Here is a 19890-nt window from a genome sequence, read left to right as displayed (position 1 = left end):
GCCCCAGTGGTCACTCCCTCTGACGGAGGAAGACCCATGACCGCGCAGCCGACCGTCGTGGAGACTCTGGTCCCGGCCGCCCTGTTCGACCGGCTCGCGGCGCGCGTCGAGCGCGACGCGAACGTCGACCGGGAGCGCGCCGAGCGCATCATGCGGCAGGCCCTGGCCTTCCTCGTCGCCTGCGCCCGCAACCCGGAGACTCCGCTCGCACCGTCGAAGGCGGTCGACCACGGCTGGCACGCCTTCATCCTGCACACGCGGGAGTACGCCGACTTCTGCGACCGCGTCGCGGGGCACTTCATCCACCACGCGCCCGAGGACGCGCGCGGCGAGCGCGTCGACGCGGCCGCGCGGAACGCCACGACCACCGAGGTCATGCGACGGTCCGGCGTACCGGTGGACGATGAGCTGTGGGACGTGGACCGGGCCGCCTGCTCGGCCAACTGCGAACGCTGCTGCTCCGGCGGCCACTAGGACCCGAGAGCTCTAGGAGTCCGCGGAGTCGAGGAAAGGGGTGAGAAGGCCGGGCAGCGCCTCGTCCGCGAGGCGGAGCGCCTCGCCGAGCGGGACGTCCTGCACGTCGATCCGCTGGCGGCCGGCCGCGGTCGTCGCGACGAGTGTCGCCAGGCCTGCCCGGCGCTGGAAGAAGGACCGTCGCAGGTTCCAGCCGATGACGCCCTCGCACGCGAGCGCGCTCCGGCGCCGTACGAGCGTGCCCCGGCGGCTCACCAGAGTCGCCTCGATCAGGGCATGGCCCAGGGACCGCGCGCGGTCCCACGCGAGGAACGCGGCGACCGGCAGGAGCACCAGCGACAGACGCCAGATCCACGCCGGCGACCCGGCCGTCCACGACAGGACGAGCAAGGCCGCGACGACGAGCGCGGCGAGGCCGACGGCGCGTGTGTAGCGGCGGCGTGCCGCCCGGCGCCCGTGCCCGGTGAGCGGCGCGGTCAGCGGCGTGGTGGGGCCGAGGACGAGCGCCCCGACCCGCACCGCCTCGGCGCGTGGCGCCGGAGGCAGGAGGAGCGACCCGCCGCGCTCGGCGCCACGGCCGACCCGCAGGCCGGTGGTGATGGCCAGGCAGCGTGCGCCGCGTACGGCGCGGAGCAGCAGCGGTTCGCTGATCTCGACGCCGTGCAGCCGCCGTTCTTCGATCGTGATCGAGCGGGTGGTGATGAGGCCACGGGTGACGTGGAGCGTGCCCAGGGTGTTGCGCGTGAGCCGGAACCCGTAGAACGCCAGGACGTAGCCGAGCGTGGACGCGATCGCGACGGCGACGACCAGCACGGCCACCAGCGCCGCGATCTCGGCCGGCAGCCCGGCGTGCTCCCACCGCTCCAGCAGCGTGCTCACCGGGCCGAGCCGCCCGGGGTCCAGGTGCGCCTCGTTCACGGCCCGCCCGGCGACACCGGCGATCACCCCGACGGTGACCAGGCCGGTCAGCGTGAACGGGCCGTACCGCACCCACGCCGCGGGCACCGCCGCCAGCAGCACCTCGCTCGGGGCCGCCGTCTCCTCCCGCGCCGTCTCGCGCCGCGCCGGCGTGCGGTGGAGGAGTTCGGCCCGCAGACGCGTGGCTTCGTCGACGTGCAGCGCGTCGAGCTTGACCGCGTCGTCCTTGCGGTCGGTACGGCCGGTGCCGACCTCCACCTTGGCCAGCCCGAGCGAGCGGTGCAGGAGGTTGGCCGTGACGTCGACGGTGCGGATCCGGTCGCGGGGAACGGTCAGGAGCCGGCGCCGGAGGAGGCCCCGGCGCACCTGGACCTGCTCGGCCGAGACGCGATACGTCGTGGTGAACCAGCGCAGCATGCCCGCCGCGATCACGGCGATCGCCCCGCCGAGGCTCCACCACGAGCTCTGGCCGCCCGCGGTACCGGCGAAGACCAGGCCGATCAGCACCGGCCAGGCGCGCAGCAGCTCCTGGATCGGGTGGATCACGAGCATCCGCCCGGACAGCCGCCGCCACTCGGTCCGCTCGGTCATGTGGCGTCGCTCCGGTCGGCGCTGGTGCCCTCGGTGAGCTCGTCGACGAGACGCTGCGCGGTGTCGCGGTCGAGGCCGTGGATCTTCAACGGGCCGGCCGCCGACGCCGTCGTCACCGTGACGTTGGCGAGCCTGAACACCTGCTCGAGCGGCCCGCGCTCGCTGTCCACGGTCTGGATGCGCGAGACGGGCGCGATGCGCCGTTCCTGGTTGAACCAGCCGGACTGGGTGTAGACGGCCTCGGGCGTCGCCTCCCACCGGTGCACGCGGTATCGCCACTGCGGCATGACGGTCACGTGCGCCGCGGCCACGACCGCCGTCAGGACGAGCCCGGCGACGTGCGGGCCGAGACGCGCCGTGTCCGCGGCCAGCCAGATGACCTGGGCGGCGACCGGCACCAGCCAGCCGGCCGAGGCGCGGACCGCCCAGTAGGCGCGGGCGCGGGGGCTCACGCGATGCCGTGGTGGCCGGAGCCCGGCCTCCGATGACTCCATGACGTCGATCCTGACAGAGCATGCCGTCTCGCTGAACAGCGGCACGTCCCTGATTGAACCGTTACAAATGTCATGTTCCGGTCGGCCGGAGCCCCCGGCTGCGCGTGGCCCGTCCGCTACGCCCGTGAGCCCGTCTCGGCCATGTGCGGCGCGAGCCGGGTGGCCTCGTCCACCGGTACGGGGGCGTTGGGCAGGAGAGGCCCGGTCAGACCGGTCGTGACCAGCGCCATCAGCACCATCATGGTGAACATCCGGCCGTCCAGGACGCCGAGCGTCACTCCGGCGTTGAGGATGACGAGTTCGGTCAGGCCGCGGGTGTTCATCAGGAGGCCGAGCGTGCGCGCCTCGCGCCAGGGCATCCCGAACACCCGCCCCGTCGCGGCCGCGCCGAGGAGCTTGCCGGCACAGGCGACGGCGATGATGCCGGCCAGTTCGAGGTAGGCGCGCCCGGAGATCGAGCTGATGTCCACGTTCAGGCCGGTGACGATGAAGAACACCGGCATCAGCACCATGCTGACGTGGTCGAGGGGCCTCTTGATGCCCTCCCGCAGCACGTCGGCCGGCTCGCGCGGCATGACGAACCCGAAGGCGAAGGCGCCGAAGATCGCGTGGATGCCGATCCACGTCGTGGCGTAGGACGACAGGAACAGCCCGGCGATGAGCACGACGACGAAGAGCGGTGAGACGCGGTCGCGCGCCCACCGGCGGACGAAGTAGGCGAGCAGCGGGCGGACGACCAGGACCAGCACGGCCACGTAGAGCACCGCCAGCCCGGCGATCTGCAGCAGGTCACCGGACCCGGAGGCGGTCACGATCGCCGCGACCAGCGCCAGCAGGCACCAGGCGAGCACGTCGTCGATGGCCGCGCTCGCGAGCGCCAGCGCACCCACCGGCGAGTCCATCATCCGGTGCTCGGTCAGCATCCGCGCCAGCACCGGGAACGCGGTGATGGACATCGCCGCCCCGATGAACAGCGCGAACGCCGTGAACGAGATGTGGTGACCCCGCACCGTGGAATGGTCGTGGTACAGCGTCGTGGCGAGCACGACACCGAGGCCGAACGCCAGCGCGATCGAGCTCAGGGAGACCGCTCCCGCGGCTCCGCGCCGGCCCTTGAGGAGGCGTTTGTCGAACTCCCAGCCGATGCCGAACATGAACACGAGCAGTCCGACCTGCGCCACCGCGTTCAGGTACGGCCGCGCCTCGGCCGGGAAGACGCGGGCGGTCAGATGTCCGGGTAACAGGCCGAGCAGACTGGGCCCCAGGGCGATGCCCGCGACGATCTCTCCCATGACCGGTGGCTGGCGGACGAACCTCGCGAGCCGGCCGAGGACGGCGCCCACGACCAGGACGATGGCGATGTCGGCCATGACGGCCGCGACGATCAGGTCAGAGTGCTGAGCAAGGCTTCTCACCGGACCCCATTTCCCCGAATTCGGTCATTCGGCTCTCACATGCGTTGAGTCGCCGGTGGCGAGCGAGGAGCCATGCCGATCCGCGGACACTCCCGCATAACCGGTCGGAGCGAGGTGTGGCCACCTCCCGAGCACGCTTCTGTCGCCCCTGGCTGAACATGGTGGTCACGGTAATGGGCGACGAAAAACCCGTCCAGATCATCCGATTTCCGGCTGATCGGCAAAAACGTCGCGACAGTTACAATTCGCCATCTCGGCGGTAGGAAAGATCCGTAATCGTGCGGGCCGCCGGTCCCGTGCGGCAGGCCGAAACGCCCCGATCCGGGCGGAACGCGCCTGGCATGAGCAAGCCGGGGAGTCGCCCACGCCGTACCCCGTGCACGGCGACGGCCCGCAGGGTCGACGGACCACTTCCGGACAACCGCCGGCACCCTCGCGCCGGCTCTCCATCGCCCTAACGCGCCGAAGATCGCGGCACGCTTCTCTTCCGGCGACGAGACGTGCATGATGGCGATCACCTGCGGAAACATCACCGCGCCGGCCAGGTCCTGGATCCTGCGCCGACGACCGGGAGTGAGCGATGCGTGAGGGGGCGGACGCCGTCGGGCCGGATCCCAGGCAGACGCTGGCGCGCCGGCTCCACTTCGCGGCCAAGGCCGCGCGAGGCCACCTCGAACACCGGCTGGCCGCCGCCGGATCAAGCTTCGCCGTGTGGACGGCGCTGTCCGCGTTGAAGGCCGGGGGCCCGCTGATCCAGCGTGAGCTGGCGGGGATGCTGAACGTCGAGGGTCCCACCCTGACCCGTCACCTCGCCCGGATGGAGGCCGAGGGGCTGATCGAGCGGCACCGTACGAGCGCGGACCGTCGCGCGGCCGTCGTGCGCCTGACCGAGTCCGGGGAGGCGACGCACTCCCGGCTGTCGGGCATCGTGAGCGCGGGCCGCGACGTCGTGTTCGAGGGCTTCTCTCCACGGGAGATCGAGGAGTTCGCGGGCTACCTCGACCGCCTGATCGAGAACGTCGGGCCGGCGAGCCCGTCACCCCGGCGCTGAGCGCCGCGCCTCAGACCTCGGGGTGCAGCATGAGCAGCACGGCGCGGTTGTCACGGTCGTGGCCCCGGTAGACGTGAGGACGCGCGGCGTCGAACCGGATCGAGTCGCCCTCGCCGAGCTCGACCGGCGCGTCGGCGGGCCCGCTCGTGACGCGGCCCCGGGTGAGCACGAGGCACTCCTCCACGCCGGGCAGATGCGCGTCGGAGTGCTGGTCCGCCGCCGCGACGTCGATGGCGTACACCTCGACCGTGCCGCGCAGCCGGACGCGGTGCAGCAGCCGCGCGGCGACGGCGTCGCCTTGCGCCTCCGGCCGCTCGTCGGCGGCGCGGACGACCTCGACCGGCGGCGCCGGCGGGTCCAGCAGCTCGCCGAGCGGCACCGCCAGCGCCGTCGCCAGCGCCCAGAGCGTGCTCAGCGTCGGATTGCCCTGCCCCTGCTCGATGCCGTGCAGCGTGGTCTTGGAGACCCCGCAGGTCGCCGCCAGATCGGCGAGTGAGATCCCGGCCGCCGCGCGCAGCCGCCGTACGTTGCCGCCCACTACTTGCGCCATGTCCACACGTAACAGCATAGTGGTACGGACGTACCGGCAAAGCGAACTCAGGGGAGCGGGCATGACGGTGAGCAGGTTGCGGGACATCCCCGGCATCGGCGTCGACGTGGTCGGCGACGAGGCCGACGCGATGAACGACCCGGAGATCCTCCGCCTGGAGAACCTCGACACCGACATCCGGCCGCCCGAGATCGCCCTGGCGATGACGCGCGCCGCGGTCGACGACGACGCCGCCAACAGCTACCTGCCCTTCCAGGGGCGCGCGTCGCTGCGCGAGGCCGCCGCCGCGCACGTCGGCCGCCTCGCCGGCCGCACGTACGACCCCGGCACCGAGTGCGTCAGCGTCGCCGGCGGCCTGAACGGGGTCCTCAACACCCTGCTCGCGACGGTGGAGCCTGGCCAGGAGGTCGTCCTCACCGATCCGATCTACGCGGGCCTGGTCAACCGGGTGCTGCTGGCCGGCGGCGTCCCGCGCTTCGTCACCGCGCACGCGGGTCCGGCCGGATGGTCGGTCGACGCCGGCAAGCTCGCGGCCGCGGTCGGGCCGAACACCGCGGCCGTCCTGGTCATGGGCCCGGCGATGCCGACCGGCCTGGTGCTCGGCGACGACCACTGGGCGGCACTGGCCGAGGCCTGCGAGCGCCACGACGCGTGGCTCGTCTACGACGCCGCGATGGAGCGCATCCGCTTCGACGGACGGCCGGTGAGCCATCCGGCGTCGCACGAGGCCCTGGCCGCGCGCACGATCACGGTCGGCTCGGCCTCGAAGGAGCTGCGGCTCATCGGCTGGCGCGTCGGCTGGGTGGTCGGCCCGGCCGCCATCCTGAACGACATCCGCCTCGTCGGCCTGACCAACGTCGTCTGCCAGGTCGGCATCGCCCAGGAGGCGGTGGCCGCCGCGCTGTCCGCGCCCGACGCCGACGAGGACGTGGCGAACGCCACCGCCGAGCTGCGCCGCCGCTGCGAGACGACTCTCGCCGAACTGGCCGGCCAGCCGGTCGTGCGCCCCCACGGCGGCTGGTCGCTGCTCCTCGACACCCGTCCTCTGGGCCTGACCCCGGCCGCGCTGTCACGACGGCTGCTGACCCACGCGAAGATCGCCGCGACGCCGATGGACGGCTGGGGCCCGAGTGGCGGCCACTACCTGCGGTTCGTCTTCGCCAACGAGCCGGTAGGCCGCCTCGCCGGGTTGGGCGACCGCTTCCGCGCCGCACTTGCCTGACCCCGAGCACGCCCTGCGCCAATGGCGATTACCTCATCCGAATTTACCGATTTGCGATTAATAGGGCGATAGTTGACAAGCAGAGTCAAGATGAGTTAATAAAATTAATGCAAAGGCCAAGACCGAACTTCTCCATTTTCACGGAGGTCCGGGATGAGCGGCACGATCTCGTACGGCGACACCGTGAACGACGCGCTCGACCGGCTGCGGGGCGTGGGATTCGAGTTCGGCCCCGGTTTCGTCAACCACGCCCCCATGGTCGCCGAGACCCTGGCCACCGTCGGCTGCCGTGACCTCGTCGCCACGTGGGTCGAGCGGAACAAACGGCTCCGCGCCTACCTCGACCCACCGGAGGGCGGCACTCCCCTGTCCGGCGACGACCCCGTCGAATGGCGGGCCGCGCTCGGCGACTTCCGCCGCGTGCTCGACTGGGTCGCCATGTTCGAGGCCCGGCTCTCCCACAGACCGTGGCCCGACGTCCTGCTCGAGTGGTGGCCACGCCTGCTGCCCGGCATGTACGGCATGCTCACCCACGGCTTCATCCGCACCGCGCACGCCGTCCGCAGCCTCGAGGCCACCGAGGAGCCCGGCCCGCTGCAACTGCGCGAGCTGGCGCAGGGGCTGGGCTACTGGGCGGCGCGCCACACACCGGTTCCGGCGGCCTCCGAGCGAAGCCTGCGGCTCCTGCCGCCCGCGTGCGAGGACATCGGCCTGTCGCTGAGCGCGCTGACCGTCACCACCGCCGGACTGTACGCCGAGCGCGCGCCACGCCCCTCCGTCCCGCTCGTGCACTCGGTGACCGCGCCGGCGGCGCTGCGCCTGTTCCTCCCGCTCCTCCCGGCCGACCTTCACCGGCCCGCGTACGACACGCTGCGGCAGGCCGCCGCGGCCATGTGGGACGCCTTCCCGAACGGAGGTGTCGACGCCCCCGCGTCGGCCCCCGGCTATGAGCCGCCCTCGACCGAGCGCATCCTCGTCGACGCCGTCGACTTCGGCGACGAGCACACGATCAAGCTGGCCGAGGCGTGCAAGCGGGAGTACGCCCTGCTTCCCGACCCCCGCTACCGCGCCGCCGCCGACACACTGCTGCGCCGGATGAAGACCGATGGATTCTGATCCTCTCCCCGAGCTGAAAGATGTTCTCGCGCCGAACAACGATCCATCCCGCGACGGTCCAGGCGAACGCTTCGCGGCGAGAGCACCGGCGCTCCCCGCGGCCCGGCGCGGCGCCTCCCACCAGGGGGCGATTCGCCCGTCTCCTCACCTCTTGGTGTAATCGGCGAGGCCAGGGCGAAATGGTTTTCCCGTCGGGACTGTTCACCGGTGGTAATCAATGGCAGACTCTGCCCGCGTTGTGGTGATCGGAGGTGGAGTCTTGGCGGTCGCGGCCCAATCGGCGAACCGTCCCACCGTTCGCCGCCGGATCGTGGGCGCACAGCTGCGCCGGCTGCGTGAGTCCTGCGGACTCGGCCGGCGGCAGGCGGCCGACTCCATCGGCGTGGGCGAGTCGAGGCTGAGCCGGGTCGAGACCGGCCGGGCCGGTCTGGAAGAGGACGACGTCAAGCGGCTGCTGGAGCTGTACGGCATCAGCCGGCGGGACGAGCGCGACGCCCTCCTGACCCTCGTCCAGGAGGCGAACCGGCCCGGGTGGCTCCAGGCCTTCAGCGGCGCGATGCCCGCCTGGTTCCGGCCGTACGTGGACCTCGAGGAGGCCGCGCAGGTCATCCGCACGTACGAGGTGCAGTTCGTGCCCGGCCTGCTGCAGACGGAGGACTACGCGCGCGCCGTCATCGCCCAGGGTCGGACGACGCCGTCGGACGAGGAGATCGACCGCAGGGTCGAGCTGCGCCTGCGGCGTCAGCGCATCCTGACCGCGCCGAACCCCGTGCGTCTGTGGGCCGTCATCGACGAGGCGGCGCTGTGGCGCCCGATCGGCGGCTCGGAGGTGGCGCGCGCCCAGCTGCGGGCGCTCCTGGACGCCGCGCGGCTCCAGCACATCACGGTGCAGGTGATGCCGTTCCGCGTCGGCGGGCACGCGGGTGAGGCCGGGGCGTTCACGATCCTGCGCTTCCCCGAGCCCGAACTGCACGACATCGCGTATGTGGAACAACTGACCGGCGCGATGTATTTGGAACGTGACGACGACATGGACAGCTACGGCGCCGCCATGGAGCGCCTGTGCGTGCAGAGCGCGTCGCCACAGGAGTCGATGGACCTGATCAGCAAGATCATCCGGGAGATCTGAGCGGGCGTCGCCGCCCGGCCCGGAGGGGCTCAGGTCTCCTTGAGGATGCGGTTGAGGGTGTCGCGGATCGCGGTGGCCGGCTCGGCGTCGATGCAGAGCCGCTCCATGACCGCGAGGTAGTGGTCGACGTCCTCGCGCTTGTCGAGGTAGAGAGCGCTGGTGAGCTGTTCGAGGTAGACCACGTCGGGCAGGTCGCGCTCGGCGAACCGCAGGATGCTGAACGGCCCGCCCGCGGCGGCGTGCCCGCCCAGCTCGAACGGGACGACCTGCAACGTGATGTTCGGCGACTCGGTCATCTCCAGCAGATGTCTCAGCTGCTTGCGCATGACCTGCGCGCCGCCGAGCGGACGCCGCAGCACGGCCTCGTCGACGACCGCCCACAGGTGCGGGGGTTCCTCGGCCTCCAGCAGCGACTGCCGCCGCATCCGCAGGCCGACGCGGCGCTCGACCTCGTGGCCGGGCGCGTCCGGGTGACCGAGGAGGGTCACGGCGCGCGCGTAGTCCTCGGTCTGCAGCAGCCCGGGGACGAACTGCACCTCGTAGGCGCGGATCCGGGACGCGGCCTCCTCCAGGCCGATGTACACCTCGAACCACGGCGGGAGGATGTCGGAGTAGCTGTGCCACCAACCGGGCTCGTTGGCCTGGTCGGCCAGCGCGAGCATCGCCTGGCGTTCTTCGGGGCCGGTCACCCCGTACAGCGTCAGCAGGTCGGCGACGTCGCGGCTCCGGAACCGCACACGGCCCAGCTCCATCCGGCTGATCTTCGAGTGCGAGGCACGGATCGCCTCCCCGGCCTCCTCGCAGGTGATCTGCCGCTGTTCGCGCAACCGGCGCAGCTGGGAGCCCAGCACGATCCGCAACACGGTGGGACCACCACGGTGATGACCGAACATGTTGGTGACGGCCGCGTCGCCGTCGGGCTGGGACCCGATCATGTGCTTTCCCCTAAGGACACTGGAATCGGCCTAGTGTCCCACTCGCTGTTACCGATGCAACCCCCAAGGTAGCGTCGCCGCGTCAGCGTGTTGTAGAACTTTCAACGAGGCATGGACCCCGACGATCTCCCGCCGGCCACCCGTCGGATGCGGCATCGGCGGCCGGGGGACGAGCGTCGCACCTCACGCGCACCCCGATCCCATAACCAACCCATATTCCGGCACTTTGCAGCCAGTTGACTGGTCAGTCCGAAATTTCCTACCGAGTGGCCGAATCCGGTCATTGGAACGCACCATAACGCGGATTCCCCAGCGCCACCCAGGTATTGCGACACCCGGTCACCGCCTCGCCACACATAACGCCTGAACTGGCACTTCGTCTTTTCCGGGATCGGCGTGGCTCCCGTCGATCACGCAGAGCTGTTGTTCAATTACAGCAGGTGCTCGCCGGGATCCGGGGGTGTTTTCGGACCCAATCACCCGGCCGAGAACAGATCGCAATCAAGGAGAAGGATCATGCCTCGTAGCCCGCAAGTCTCCCGCCTGATCAGGGCCCTGCCGCCGGTCTGCGCCGCCGCACTGTCCATCGCCGCCGCCGCGCCCGCCGCACAGGCCCGCACCGCGCCGGCCCCGGTGCCGGCCCTCGCCAACGGCGGTTTCGAGGCCCCGGTCATCCCGGCCAACGCCTTCATCCGGTACGGCACGGGCAGCACGATCGGCCCGTGGCGCGTCACTCAGGGCAACGTCGACCTGACGGGCGCCAACTTCTGGCAGGCCGCCGACGGCCGCCAGTCGCTGGACCTGGAGGGCAGCGAGTCCGGAACGATCGAGCAGCAGCTCTCGACCCACATCGGCGGCTGCTACACGGTGACCTTCGCTCTCGCGGGAAACCCGGACGGCGGCCCGACGATCAAACGCGGCTACGCCCGGGTGGTCCAGCACACGCTCGGCCGCCCCACCGTCCAGAAGAACTTCATCTTCAACACGGCGGGCAAGTCGCGGACCAACATGGGGTACATCCCGCAGCGGTTCCGCTTCCGCGCCTTCGCACCGACCTCGACGCTGACCTTCGCCAGCACGACGGGCGGCGGTTACGGCCCGGTGATCGACGCGGTGAACGTCACCCAGTCCAACCCAGCCGTCTGCAGCCTCGTCCGCCCGTAACGGACCGCCCGGCAACACGAGGCCCTTGCCCACCGAACCCGGTGGACAAGGGCCTCCGCCTTTCCAGGACCACTCCCCCAACACCACGGAAACAACGAACGAACCACCCACCGCGCACACGCAAAAGAGAACGAAAACCAAAACAAACCGCCGGCCCCACAGAGCAGCCCCCGGAAACAACCGCCGACACCACGGAGGAGTGGGAGCCCGGCATCACAGAGCGGCGCCTGGAAACCGGCCGCCGACACCGCGGGGGCGTGGGGGGCGGAGCCCCCCACATCGGGGGTTCCAGGGGGTCGCCCCCCTGGGGCAAATGAACGCGACGCCCCAGGCCCGCAAGGGCATGGGGCACCCAAGACGCGTGGGGCGGGTGGGACTCGAACCCACGACCCAAGGATTATGAGTCCTCTGCTCTGACCGGCTGAGCTACCGCCCCGAACGTTGGTGTATCAAGCCCCCCTACCTTGCCCGCCTGGTCATGCCGGACGCAACTCGGACACACCGGCCCCGCCCAGCGGGTGAGAAGCGGCCGGACGTGGACGTTTCTTTCAGGGAACCTGAGTGACGGCGGTCACATTCGCCACGTAGCGCCCTGTCCGTTTTATCCCTCACCACCGCGACCACCAGCCAATTCAGGTCTCAGCACTTCACCGCATCACCAAAACGAGCGAGCAAATGCACGTGCATTTGGGTGTGCATTAGTTCTTGCATAGCTCTGGCGGACGGAGGAAGATAGCCGATCAAGCCACTCGGTCCCGCCCCGAGTCCGTCTGGAGGCCCGCCAGATGCCCGTGTACAGCACAGCGTGCGGTTCCGGCATGGACGGCCGCCCCGTAACGAGGCGTCCGCATGCGGTAACCCGCGAACGACCTCATGTGCTGCCGCCGCTCGCGGTCTTCGAGCCCGGTTCGGACACGCCCGGCGGCGCGGTGTGCGCGCTGCGGCCGACGAGCACCTCCTCCCGCCGGGCGCGGGAGTTCGCCACCACCACGCTGCGGTCGTGGGGGCTGGACGACCTCGTCGACGACGCCACCGTGATCATCTCCGAGCTCGTCACCAACGCCGTACGGCACGGCGTCCCGCCGTACGCCGCCGCGGCCGGAGACTCGCCGATCAAGCTCAGCCTCGTACGCCAGGGCACGTTCGTCGTGCTCATCGTGTCCGACCCGAGCGAGGACGATCCGAAGCAGCGCCCGGCCGACGACGTCTGCGAGAACGGCCGCGGCCTGCACGTGATCGAGGCGCTCAGCCGGGCCTGGGGATGGATGCCGCTGCCCGGTACGGGCAAGGCCGTCTGGGCCATGCTCTCCATCCGCTGACCTGGGCGAACGCCCACCCACCTCCTCAAAAGCCGCCCCGAGCCGGATCCGCGCGCGCCCGAACGGGACCACCCGTACGGAACCGGTCATAAAGAGTCAGGCCTTTGACACAGGAAGTGACGGCCGATCTCGGTAAACTGCCGCTGACCAATCCTCGGACTCGGTATGCCCGCGGTACCCGCCACCCCAAGGATTTCCTATGCATTGGCGTGCCAGCGGACCGACCGGTGCACCGTCAGCAGCGGGCCCAGGGAGTCAAGCGAACCCCCCGCTCGTCGGGCGCCGCGAGGTCCTCGCCGAATTCGGCCGGCTCCTCGACACGATCGACGGCACGTTCGCGCTGGTCGGCCTGGCCGGCGAGCCGGGTGCGGGAAAGACACGACTCCTCGCCGAGCTGGTCTCCGGTGCGCGGAGCCACGGCATGCTCCCCCTGGCGGGCCGGGCGGCCGAGTTCGAGCAGGAGATGCCGTTCGGCATGGTGATCGACGCGCTCGACGATCACCTGGAGGAGAACGGCCTGCCGGACGGCGTCGGCGAGGAGGCCGCCTCGCTGCTGGCCACGATCTTCCCGGCGCTGCCCGGCGGGAAGGACGACGGCACCGACCTGACCGGCCTGGCGCGGTACCGCCTCTACCGGGCGGTGCGGCAACTGCTCGGTGAGCTGGCCGCCGAGTCGGGCCTGGTCCTGATCCTCGACGACGTCCACTGGGCCGACGACAGCTCGGTCGAGCTGCTCGACCACCTTCTGCGGCACCCGCCGCACGGCCCGGTGCTCATCGCCGTGGCCTACCGGCCCGCCCAGGCGTCGGCGCGGCTGCGGGCGCTCAACGAGGCGCACGGCCGCCAGATCACGGTGGGTCCGCTCAACGAGGCCGAGGTCACGGAGTTCCTCGGCCCCGGCACGAGCCCGGAGCTGCGGCGGCGGCTGTACGAGGAGAGCGGCGGCAACCCGTTCTACCTGGAGGCGCTCGCCCGCATGGACCAGGGCGTGCCCGGTGCTCGCCGGTCCGCGGCCGGCGACGGCGTCGACCAGGACGAGCTGCCGGCGCCGGTGCGCGCGGCGCTGCAGATGGAGCTGGACGGCCTGTCGGCGACCGCGCTGCTCGTGGCGCAGGCGGGCGCCGCCGCCGCCGACGAGTTCGAGCCGGCCGTGGCCGCGGTCGCCGCCGAGAAACCCGAGCCCGTCGCGCTGGAGGCGCTGAGCGAGCTGGCCGCCCGTGACATCGTCCGGCCCGCCTCGCCGGGCCGGTTCCGGTTCCGTCATCCGCTGGTCCGCAACGCCGTGTACGGGTCCGCGGCGGCCGGGTGGCGCCACGCCGCGCACGCCCGGATCGCCGCCCATCTGACCCGGCTCGGCGCGCCCGCCACCGTACGGGCCCGGCACGTCGAGCGCTCCGGCGGGTTCGGGGACGAGACCGCGATCGCCACGCTCGTCGAGGCGGCGCGCGCCGCCGCGCCGCAGGCGCCCGCCACCGCGGCGCACTGGTTCCGTGCCGGGCTGCGGCTGATGCCGACCGACCACGAGTCACGGCCTGAGCTGCTGCTGGAGCTGGCCACCGTCCAGGCGGTGAGCGGCCAGATCACCAGCGGCCGCGACATGGCGCGCGACGCGCTGCGCCTGCTGGCGCCGGACGACATCTCCCGGCGGTCGCGGGCGGCCCGCGTCTGTGCGCTGATGGAACGCATGCTCGGCCGCCCGCACCAGGGTCGTACCGTGCTGCTGGACGAGCTGCACCGGATCTCCGACCCGCGTTCGGCGGCCGCCGTACGGCTGCGGCTGCGGCTCGTCGCCGACAGCCTGATCCGCAGCGACTTCCGCGCCGCGAACGCGGTGCTGGACCTGATGCCCGACAGCGCGCCCGACTGGGAGCCCGGCCTGGAGATGGCGAGCGCCTCGCTGCGCCCGCTGCCGCTGCTGGCCGGCGGGCGCATCGCCGACGCGGTGCGGCACATCGACCGGGCCGACCGGCTCGTCGCCGCGGCTCCCGACGAGCACATCGCCGAGTGGATGGACATCATCACCTGGCTGTGCTGGACCGAGACGATGATGGGGCGGCACCAGAGCGCCCGGCGGCGCTTCGACCGCGCCATCGCGATCGCCCGGTCCACCGGCCAGAGCTACATGGTCCCCCACCTGATGGCCGGCCAGGCGCGCACGCTCGTCATGCTCGGCCGGCTCGCCGACGCGGCGATCGCCGCCGAGGAGGCCGCCGGGGTCGCGGGCCTGCTCGGCACGGGCCAGGAGCTCGTCATGGCGATGACCCAGCAGTGCCTCGTGGCGAGCTGGACCGGCGACGACGAGGAGGCCCTGCGCTTCGGAGAGCAGGCCATGGCCAGGTCGGCCGACACGGTCGAGTGGTGGGGCGCGATGGCCCAGTACGTCCACGCGCTCGCGCTCGTCAACGCCGGACGGGTCGACGAGGGCGCCGAGGCCCTGGTGACGGCCTGCAACGGATTCGTCCGGCCCAAGCTCGACCCGGCCGCGCTGATGGCGTGCTGTGAGGTGATGGCGCGGATCGAGGCCGAACGGTCGCGGTGCGACGAAGCGCAAGTGTGGGTCGAGCGGGCCGCCAAGCTCGCGCACCCGAGCGTCCCGGCGAACGTCGGCCTCGCCGGGCTGGCGCGCGCCCACCTTCAGCGGACGGACGACCCGCTCGCCGCGGCCGGGACCGCCCGCGAGGCGGCCGAGGTGCTGGAGGGAGCCGAGCTGCGGGTCGACGCCGGACGCGCGCGGCTGACCGCCGGCCTCGCGTACGCCGAGGTCGGCGAGCGCGAGCGCGCACGGGACGAACTGCGCGCCGCGAGCGCGCTCTTCGAGGCCTGCGGGGCGCGGACGCTCTACGCACAGGCCGTACGCGAGCTCCGGCGGCAGGGCGTGCGGGTGCCCGGCGCCACCGGCCGGGGCGCCCACGGGCTGTCCCGGCGCGAGTACGAGGTCGCCGCCCTGGTCGCCGAGGGCCACACCAACCAGCAGATCGCCGAGAAACTGTTCATCAGCGTCCGGACCGTCGAGACCCACCTGTCCCGGATCTTCACCAAACTCGCCGTCACATCGAGGGTCGGCGTGGTCAACGCGCTGGCCCGGCTCGCCGAAGACTGACCCCCGCGCGCCGCACGACCCCCTCGGCCGGCACGCAGGCGCAGGTGAGCGTAGAAGTCAGTGTTTTCCACGACACACGGGATCGGCCGCCCTCGGCATGATGAGACCCGTCCTTCCACGGGGGAGACAGACCATGGAGAAGCGCATCGCCCGATACACGCTCGAAGGCGTGCCGGACGCGCGGGCCACGATGCATCCGTTCACGACCGCCGACGGCCTCGGGCTGTACCTCACGCGGTTCCACCGCGCCGACTGCGACGACGTCGTGCTGCTTCTCCACGGGCTGACGGCGTCCAGCGACATGTTCATCATGCCCGAGCACCGTAACTTCGCCGGGTTCCTCCTCGACGAGGGCTTCAGCGACGTCTGGACGCTCGACTTCCGTATGAGCAGCCGCTTCCCGTACGACGCCGAGACCCACCGCTACACCTTCGACGACATCGCCCACTGGGACTTCCCGGCCGCGCTCGCCGAGCTGCGGTCGCACGTCGGCGACCGGCGGGTGCACGTCGTCGCGCACTGCACCGGCGGGATCGCGTTCGCCATGAGCCTGTTCGGCGGAGCGGTCGACGGCATCGCCAGCTTCACCACCAACAGCGTCTCGCTCACGCCCCGGCCGCCGACCTGGTCCCGGATCAAGCTCGCGCTCGGTCCGGCGACGGAGGAGTACCTCCTGGGCCTGCCGTTCGTCGACCCGCGCTTCGGGGACGCGCCGCCCCTCACCCGCGCATGGCTGCTCTCCCGGCTCGTGTCGCTGTTCCACCGCGAGTGCGAGGTGCGCGCCTGCCACATGGCGAGCTTCATGTGGGGCAGCGGCCATCCCGCTCTCTACGAGCACGCGAACCTCCTGCCGGTCACCCACGAACGGATGGCCGACCTGCTGAGCGCCACCGGCGCGCACTACTACCGGCACGTCCGCAAGATGGCGCGGGCCGGGCACGCGGTCAAGTACGACCCGTCCGACTCCCGCCACGCCGACCTGCCCGACGACTACCTCGCGAACGCGGCCGAGATCACGACGCCGATCCTGTTCATCGCCGGCGACCACAACCACGTCTTCCCGGACGCCAACGCGTACTGCTACAAGCTGCTGGAGGAGATCACCCCGGGCCTGCACGAGCTGGCGATCCTGCCGGGTTACGGGCACATCGACCCGTTCATCGGCAAGAACTCCCACATCGACGTGTTCCCGAAGATCGTCGACTTCCTCAAGAGAAAGGCCGCCTGACATGCACGCGGCGGAACGCGCCGACGCCGAGCACGTCGACGCGGTCGTCGTCGGGTCGGGTTTCGGGGGCTCGGTCACGGCGTACCGGCTGGCCGAGGCCGGCCGGTCCGTGGTGGTCCTGGAGCGGGGCCGTGACTACCCGCCGGGCAGCTTCGCCCGCACGCCGGCCGAGATGAGCCGTGCCTTCTGGGATCCCGCCGAGCAGCTCTACGGCCTGTTCGACGTGTGGAGCTTCCGCGGCTTCGACTCGGTGGTCTCCAGTGGGCTGGGCGGCGGTTCGCTGATCTACGCGAACGTCATGCTGCGCAAGGACGAGCGCTGGTTCGTCGACGAGGAGGCGCTGCCCGGCGGCGGGTACGAGTGCTGGCCGGTGAGCCGGGCCGAGCTCGACCCGCACTACGACGCGGTCGAGGCCATGCTCGGTGCCACGCCGTACCCGCTCGAGCATCCCGCGTTCGCCGCCACGCCCAAGACGCACGCGATGCAGGACGCCGCCGCCGAGCTCGGGCTCGACTGGCAGCTCGCGCCGCTGGCGGTCAGCTTCGCCCCCGAGCCGGGGGCCGCGCCGGGCCTGGGCCTGCCGCTGGCGGACCGGCCGTACGGCAACCTGCACGGCACGCAGCGCGTCTCCTGCCGGCTGTGCGGCGAGTGCAACATCGGCTGCAACGACGGGTCCAAGAACAGCCTCGACCACACCTACCTGTCCGCGGCCAAACACCACGGCGCCGACCTGCGCACACTGCACGAGGTGAAGGCGATCCGGCCGCGTCCGGAGGGCGGCTACGCGGTCGACTACGTCGTGCACGACCCGGAGGAGAAGGCACGCAGGCTGCCACGGCGCACGATCACCTGTGACCGGCTGGTGCTGGCCGCCGGCACCTACGGCACGTCCTACCTCCTGCTGCGCGACCGGGAGCGGTTCCCCGGGCTGAGCCAGGCGCTGGGCACGCGGTTCTCCGGCAACGGCGACCTGCTCACGTTCCTGCTCCGGGCCAAGGACCGCGCCCGCATCCGCCCGCTCGACGCGAGCCGCGGCCCGGTCATCACCAGCGCGATCCGGCTGCCCGACGAGGTCGACGGCGCCAGCGGGCGCGGCGCCTACATCCAGGACGGCGGCTACCCCTCCTTCGTCGACTGGATGGTCGAAGAGGCCGACGTCACGCACGAGATCGCCCGCATGGCCCGAGTGCTGTTCGAGCGATTCTGCGCCTTCATCTCCCACGCGCCGCAGAGCCGCACCTCCAAGGAGCTGTCGGAGCTGATCGGCGACGGGGCGCTGTCGGTCAGCTCGCTGCCGCTGCTGGGCATGGGCCGCGACGTGCCCGACGGCCTGCTCCGGCTGCGCGGCGGCAACCTCGACGTCCGCTGGAACCCCGACACCAGCGACGCCTACTTCGGCCGGGTCCGGGCCACGATGCGACGCATCGCCCATGTGCTGGGCGCGCGCTACGCCGACAACCCGATCTGGTTCCGCAAGCGGATCGTGACCGTGCATCCGCTGGGCGGCGCGCCGATGGGCCGTCATCCCGGCGAGGGGGTCTGCGACCCGTGGGGTGAGGTGTACGGCTTCCCAGGTCTTTACATCGCCGACGGTGCGGCGCTGCCGGGGTCGGTCGGCGCCAACCCGTCACTGACGATCGCGGCGCTGGCGGATCGCCTGTCCACGCGCCTGCTCGAGACGACCGGCCGTGTTCGCACGGGTCCGGTCGGGGGGTCGGTGAACGACAGTGCGTGCGAGCCGGAGAAATCTGGGGATTCCCCGGATCGCACGTCGCTGTCGTTCACCGAGGAGATGAAGGGGTTCTACACCGACGGGGTCAACGCTCCAGGGGCCGGGGAGGCAGCCGGACGGGAGGCCGGGCGCAGGCTCGGTTTCCGGCTCACCATCACGGTCGACGACGTGGAGCGTTTTCTGAAGGAGCCCGAGCACACCGCTCAGGCCGAGGGATGGATTGACGCCGCCGTCTGCGGGGGCCGGCGTCAAGTCGAGCGGGGCTGGTTCAACCTGTTCTCGCCGGGAGACGCGCCGGATCGCCGCCTGATGCGATACCGCCTGCACTTCACCGACGACAAGAACCGGCCCCGCACCCTTTCGGGGTGGAAGGACATCCGCCACCACCCGGCGAGCCGCGTCTGGCCCGACACGACCACCCTCTACTTCCGCCTGATGGAGGGGCACGTCCCGGACGGCGAAGACGACACCGCCGCCATCGCGGGCGCCGGCATCCTGCATCTGAGCGTGGAGGACTTCGCCCGTCAGCTGACGACGTTCCGCACCACCGGCCCACACGGCCCGAGCGCCCTCGAACGCTTCGCCGGCTTCTTCCTCGGCGAGCTCTGGGACCTCTACCGCCCGACCGTCTAGCCCGCGTAGTGGCGGGCGTCCCCCGGGCCGGCGAAGGGACGGATGACGGCCCCGTCCACACCCGCGCCGTCGAGCACGGTCAGCTGCCGGACCAGGCTTTCGGCCCGGGTGTCTCGTTGTGCACGGTCCGGACGCGGGGGCGTTCCGTCTCGGGCCCGGCGCGGTCGGCGCACACCGGGGACGAGGTGCGGCACCATGCTCACGGTGGTCCGCGCCGCCGGTGCGGGTGCGGCAGCCGAACTCGGTGACGACGACCGGTTTTCCCTTCGCCGACCAGTGCTCGCGGATCTCGCCGTACCGGTCCCAGTAGTGGTGCACGCCGATGATGTCGAACGATCTCCGGTCCACCGGCTCGGACGGCACCGCTCAGGAAGGTTCTGAGGTAGGGGTTCCGCCGGAGGCCATCGGATCGGCCGAGGCGTGGCGGACGCGGCTCCGAAAGGTCCGGGCCGGGCCGGATCCCGCGCATGAACAGGCTGAGTTCGGTACCGACGCTGAACACCGCCGAGCCCGGCCTTCGCCGGTCCAACGTCCGCGCCGCGCGGCGGTGGCCGTGACGCATCCCAGGGTCGTCGCCGGGTCGCGGCCCCACGTGAGAGCCACACCTCCAGGCCGAGGTCCAGCGCGACCTCGCCGGCGTCACCGCCCTCGCCGCATCCCAGGTCCAGCGCCCGTCCCGGCGGCAGGTCGGAGACCCACCAGCCGGTCCAGCGCGCGGCCGCAGATCTTCACGGCCGTGCAGTGGAGGTCCTCGGCGCAGCTCGCGCCGGACGAGATCGGGATGGTCGCCAGTCGCCGTACATCACGCGGCCGACGTCG

The 19890-nt window shown here is 71.6% G+C and carries 15 protein-coding genes and 1 tRNA gene; 10 read left to right on the top strand and 6 right to left on the bottom strand.

From position 1 onward, the window contains the following. The first annotated feature begins 36 nt into the window (after positions 1 to 36). Positions 37 to 474: a glycine-rich domain-containing protein gene (locus ACQEV1_RS18115; protein ID WP_285567029.1), complete on the top strand. Its 438-nt coding sequence runs from the start codon at positions 37 to 39 to the stop codon at positions 472 to 474. 12 nt (positions 475 to 486) lie between these two features. Here the strand turns inward: ACQEV1_RS18115 and ACQEV1_RS18110 are convergent, their stop codons facing one another. From ACQEV1_RS18110 to ACQEV1_RS18100, 3 genes are all read right to left on the bottom strand, one after another. Continuing rightward, on the bottom strand, positions 487 to 1983 hold the full coding sequence (locus ACQEV1_RS18110; protein ID WP_433394802.1) for a PH domain-containing protein: 1497 nt from the start codon (positions 1981 to 1983) through the stop codon (positions 487 to 489). Next, positions 1980 to 2477, bottom strand: a complete 498-nt coding sequence (locus ACQEV1_RS18105; protein WP_433394801.1) for a PH domain-containing protein — start codon at positions 2475 to 2477, stop codon at positions 1980 to 1982. Before ACQEV1_RS18105 ends, ACQEV1_RS18110 begins: the two co-directional genes overlap by 4 nt. A 116-nt stretch (positions 2478 to 2593) precedes the next feature. After that, entirely contained in the window at positions 2594 to 3892 is a 1299-nt protein-coding gene (locus tag ACQEV1_RS18100) for a cation:proton antiporter (protein ID WP_433394800.1), read from the bottom strand. 580 nt (positions 3893 to 4472) lie between these two features. Here ACQEV1_RS18100 and ACQEV1_RS18095 point away from each other — a divergent pair. After that, the gene (locus ACQEV1_RS18095; RefSeq protein WP_285567037.1) at positions 4473 to 4943 is read left to right on the top strand and encodes a MarR family winged helix-turn-helix transcriptional regulator; all 471 of its coding nucleotides are present in this window, start codon (positions 4473 to 4475) and stop codon (positions 4941 to 4943) included. Between the two features lie 10 nt (positions 4944 to 4953). Here ACQEV1_RS18095 and ACQEV1_RS18090 read toward each other — a convergent pair whose 3' ends face one another. Further along, a complete protein-coding gene (locus ACQEV1_RS18090) occupies positions 4954 to 5493 on the bottom strand; it encodes a helix-turn-helix domain-containing protein (protein WP_433394799.1) in 540 nt (179 codons plus the stop codon). A gap of 61 nt (positions 5494 to 5554) precedes the next feature. Here ACQEV1_RS18090 and ACQEV1_RS18085 point away from each other — a divergent pair, with 61 nt between their 5' ends. The 3 genes from ACQEV1_RS18085 to ACQEV1_RS18075 all read left to right on the top strand — a co-directional run bounded on the left by ACQEV1_RS18085 (position 5555) and on the right by ACQEV1_RS18075 (position 8960). Further along, complete coding sequence (locus tag ACQEV1_RS18085; RefSeq protein WP_433394798.1) at positions 5555 to 6715, top strand: pyridoxal phosphate-dependent aminotransferase; 1161 nt, start codon at positions 5555 to 5557, stop codon at positions 6713 to 6715. Positions 6716 to 6868: 153 nt separating this feature from the next. Continuing rightward, positions 6869 to 7831 (top strand): hypothetical protein, encoded by a 963-nt coding sequence (locus ACQEV1_RS18080; RefSeq protein WP_433394797.1) that lies wholly within the window; start codon positions 6869 to 6871, stop codon positions 7829 to 7831. A gap of 259 nt (positions 7832 to 8090) precedes the next feature. Continuing rightward, on the top strand, positions 8091 to 8960 hold the full coding sequence (locus tag ACQEV1_RS18075) for a helix-turn-helix domain-containing protein (RefSeq protein ID WP_433394796.1): 870 nt from the start codon (positions 8091 to 8093) through the stop codon (positions 8958 to 8960). A 29-nt stretch (positions 8961 to 8989) separates the two neighbouring features. On the opposite strand, the gene ACQEV1_RS18070 is transcribed toward ACQEV1_RS18075, so the two are convergent. Further along, positions 8990 to 9895: a helix-turn-helix domain-containing protein gene (locus ACQEV1_RS18070; RefSeq protein ID WP_432705517.1), complete on the bottom strand. Its 906-nt coding sequence runs from the start codon at positions 9893 to 9895 to the stop codon at positions 8990 to 8992. Between the two features lie 516 nt (positions 9896 to 10411). On the opposite strand from ACQEV1_RS18070, the gene ACQEV1_RS18065 reads away from it, so the two are divergent. After that, positions 10412 to 11059 (top strand): choice-of-anchor C family protein, encoded by a 648-nt coding sequence (locus ACQEV1_RS18065; protein ID WP_433394795.1) that lies wholly within the window; start codon positions 10412 to 10414, stop codon positions 11057 to 11059. Between the two features lie 362 nt (positions 11060 to 11421). Here ACQEV1_RS18065 and ACQEV1_RS18060 read toward each other — a convergent pair. Further along, a tRNA-Ile gene (locus ACQEV1_RS18060) sits at positions 11422 to 11495 on the bottom strand. Between the two features lie 439 nt (positions 11496 to 11934). Here ACQEV1_RS18060 and ACQEV1_RS18055 point away from each other — a divergent pair. From ACQEV1_RS18055 to ACQEV1_RS18040, 4 genes are all read left to right on the top strand, one after another. Further along, positions 11935 to 12378, top strand: coding sequence for an ATP-binding protein (locus ACQEV1_RS18055; RefSeq protein ID WP_285567047.1), 444 nt, complete (start codon positions 11935 to 11937; stop codon positions 12376 to 12378). A gap of 199 nt (positions 12379 to 12577) precedes the next feature. Continuing rightward, entirely contained in the window at positions 12578 to 15478 is a 2901-nt protein-coding gene (locus tag ACQEV1_RS18050; protein ID WP_433394794.1) for a helix-turn-helix transcriptional regulator, read from the top strand. Between the two features lie 133 nt (positions 15479 to 15611). After that, a complete protein-coding gene (locus ACQEV1_RS18045; protein ID WP_433394793.1) occupies positions 15612 to 16706 on the top strand; it encodes an alpha/beta fold hydrolase in 1095 nt (364 codons plus the stop codon). A gap of 1 nt (position 16707) precedes the next feature. Next, the gene (locus tag ACQEV1_RS18040) at positions 16708 to 19071 is read left to right on the top strand and encodes an FAD-dependent oxidoreductase (protein ID WP_433394792.1); all 2364 of its coding nucleotides are present in this window, start codon (positions 16708 to 16710) and stop codon (positions 19069 to 19071) included. The last annotated feature ends 819 nt before the right edge of the window (positions 19072 to 19890 follow it).

The sequence above is a fragment of the Actinoallomurus sp. CA-142502 genome (assembly GCF_050936355.1).
Lineage (GTDB): Bacteria > Actinomycetota > Actinomycetes > Streptosporangiales > Streptosporangiaceae > Actinoallomurus > Actinoallomurus iriomotensis.
The sequence above is the reverse complement of the archived record's forward strand: the minus strand, read 5'-3'. Positions and strand labels throughout refer to the sequence as shown.

Excerpts from the sequence above, each read along its gene's own strand:
- ACQEV1_RS18090 (WP_433394799.1), bottom strand. The coding sequence starts at position 5,493 with ATGGCGCAAGTAGTGGGCGGCAACGTACGGCGGCTGCGCGCGGCGGCC.
- ACQEV1_RS18065 (WP_433394795.1), top strand. The coding sequence starts at position 10,412 with ATGCCTCGTAGCCCGCAAGTCTCCCGCCTGATCAGGGCCCTGCCGCCG.
- ACQEV1_RS18115 (WP_285567029.1), top strand. The coding sequence starts at position 37 with ATGACCGCGCAGCCGACCGTCGTGGAGACTCTGGTCCCGGCCGCCCTG.
- ACQEV1_RS18110 (WP_433394802.1), bottom strand. The coding sequence starts at position 1,983 with ATGACCGAGCGGACCGAGTGGCGGCGGCTGTCCGGGCGGATGCTCGTG.
- ACQEV1_RS18085 (WP_433394798.1), top strand. The coding sequence starts at position 5,555 with ATGACGGTGAGCAGGTTGCGGGACATCCCCGGCATCGGCGTCGACGTG.
- ACQEV1_RS18040 (WP_433394792.1), top strand. The coding sequence starts at position 16,708 with ATGCACGCGGCGGAACGCGCCGACGCCGAGCACGTCGACGCGGTCGTC.
- ACQEV1_RS18080 (WP_433394797.1), top strand. The coding sequence starts at position 6,869 with ATGAGCGGCACGATCTCGTACGGCGACACCGTGAACGACGCGCTCGAC.
- ACQEV1_RS18095 (WP_285567037.1), top strand. The coding sequence starts at position 4,473 with ATGCGTGAGGGGGCGGACGCCGTCGGGCCGGATCCCAGGCAGACGCTG.
- ACQEV1_RS18105 (WP_433394801.1), bottom strand. The coding sequence starts at position 2,477 with ATGGAGTCATCGGAGGCCGGGCTCCGGCCACCACGGCATCGCGTGAGC.
- ACQEV1_RS18070 (WP_432705517.1), bottom strand. The coding sequence starts at position 9,895 with ATGATCGGGTCCCAGCCCGACGGCGACGCGGCCGTCACCAACATGTTC.
- ACQEV1_RS18045 (WP_433394793.1), top strand. The coding sequence starts at position 15,612 with ATGGAGAAGCGCATCGCCCGATACACGCTCGAAGGCGTGCCGGACGCG.
- ACQEV1_RS18050 (WP_433394794.1), top strand. The coding sequence starts at position 12,578 with ATGCATTGGCGTGCCAGCGGACCGACCGGTGCACCGTCAGCAGCGGGC.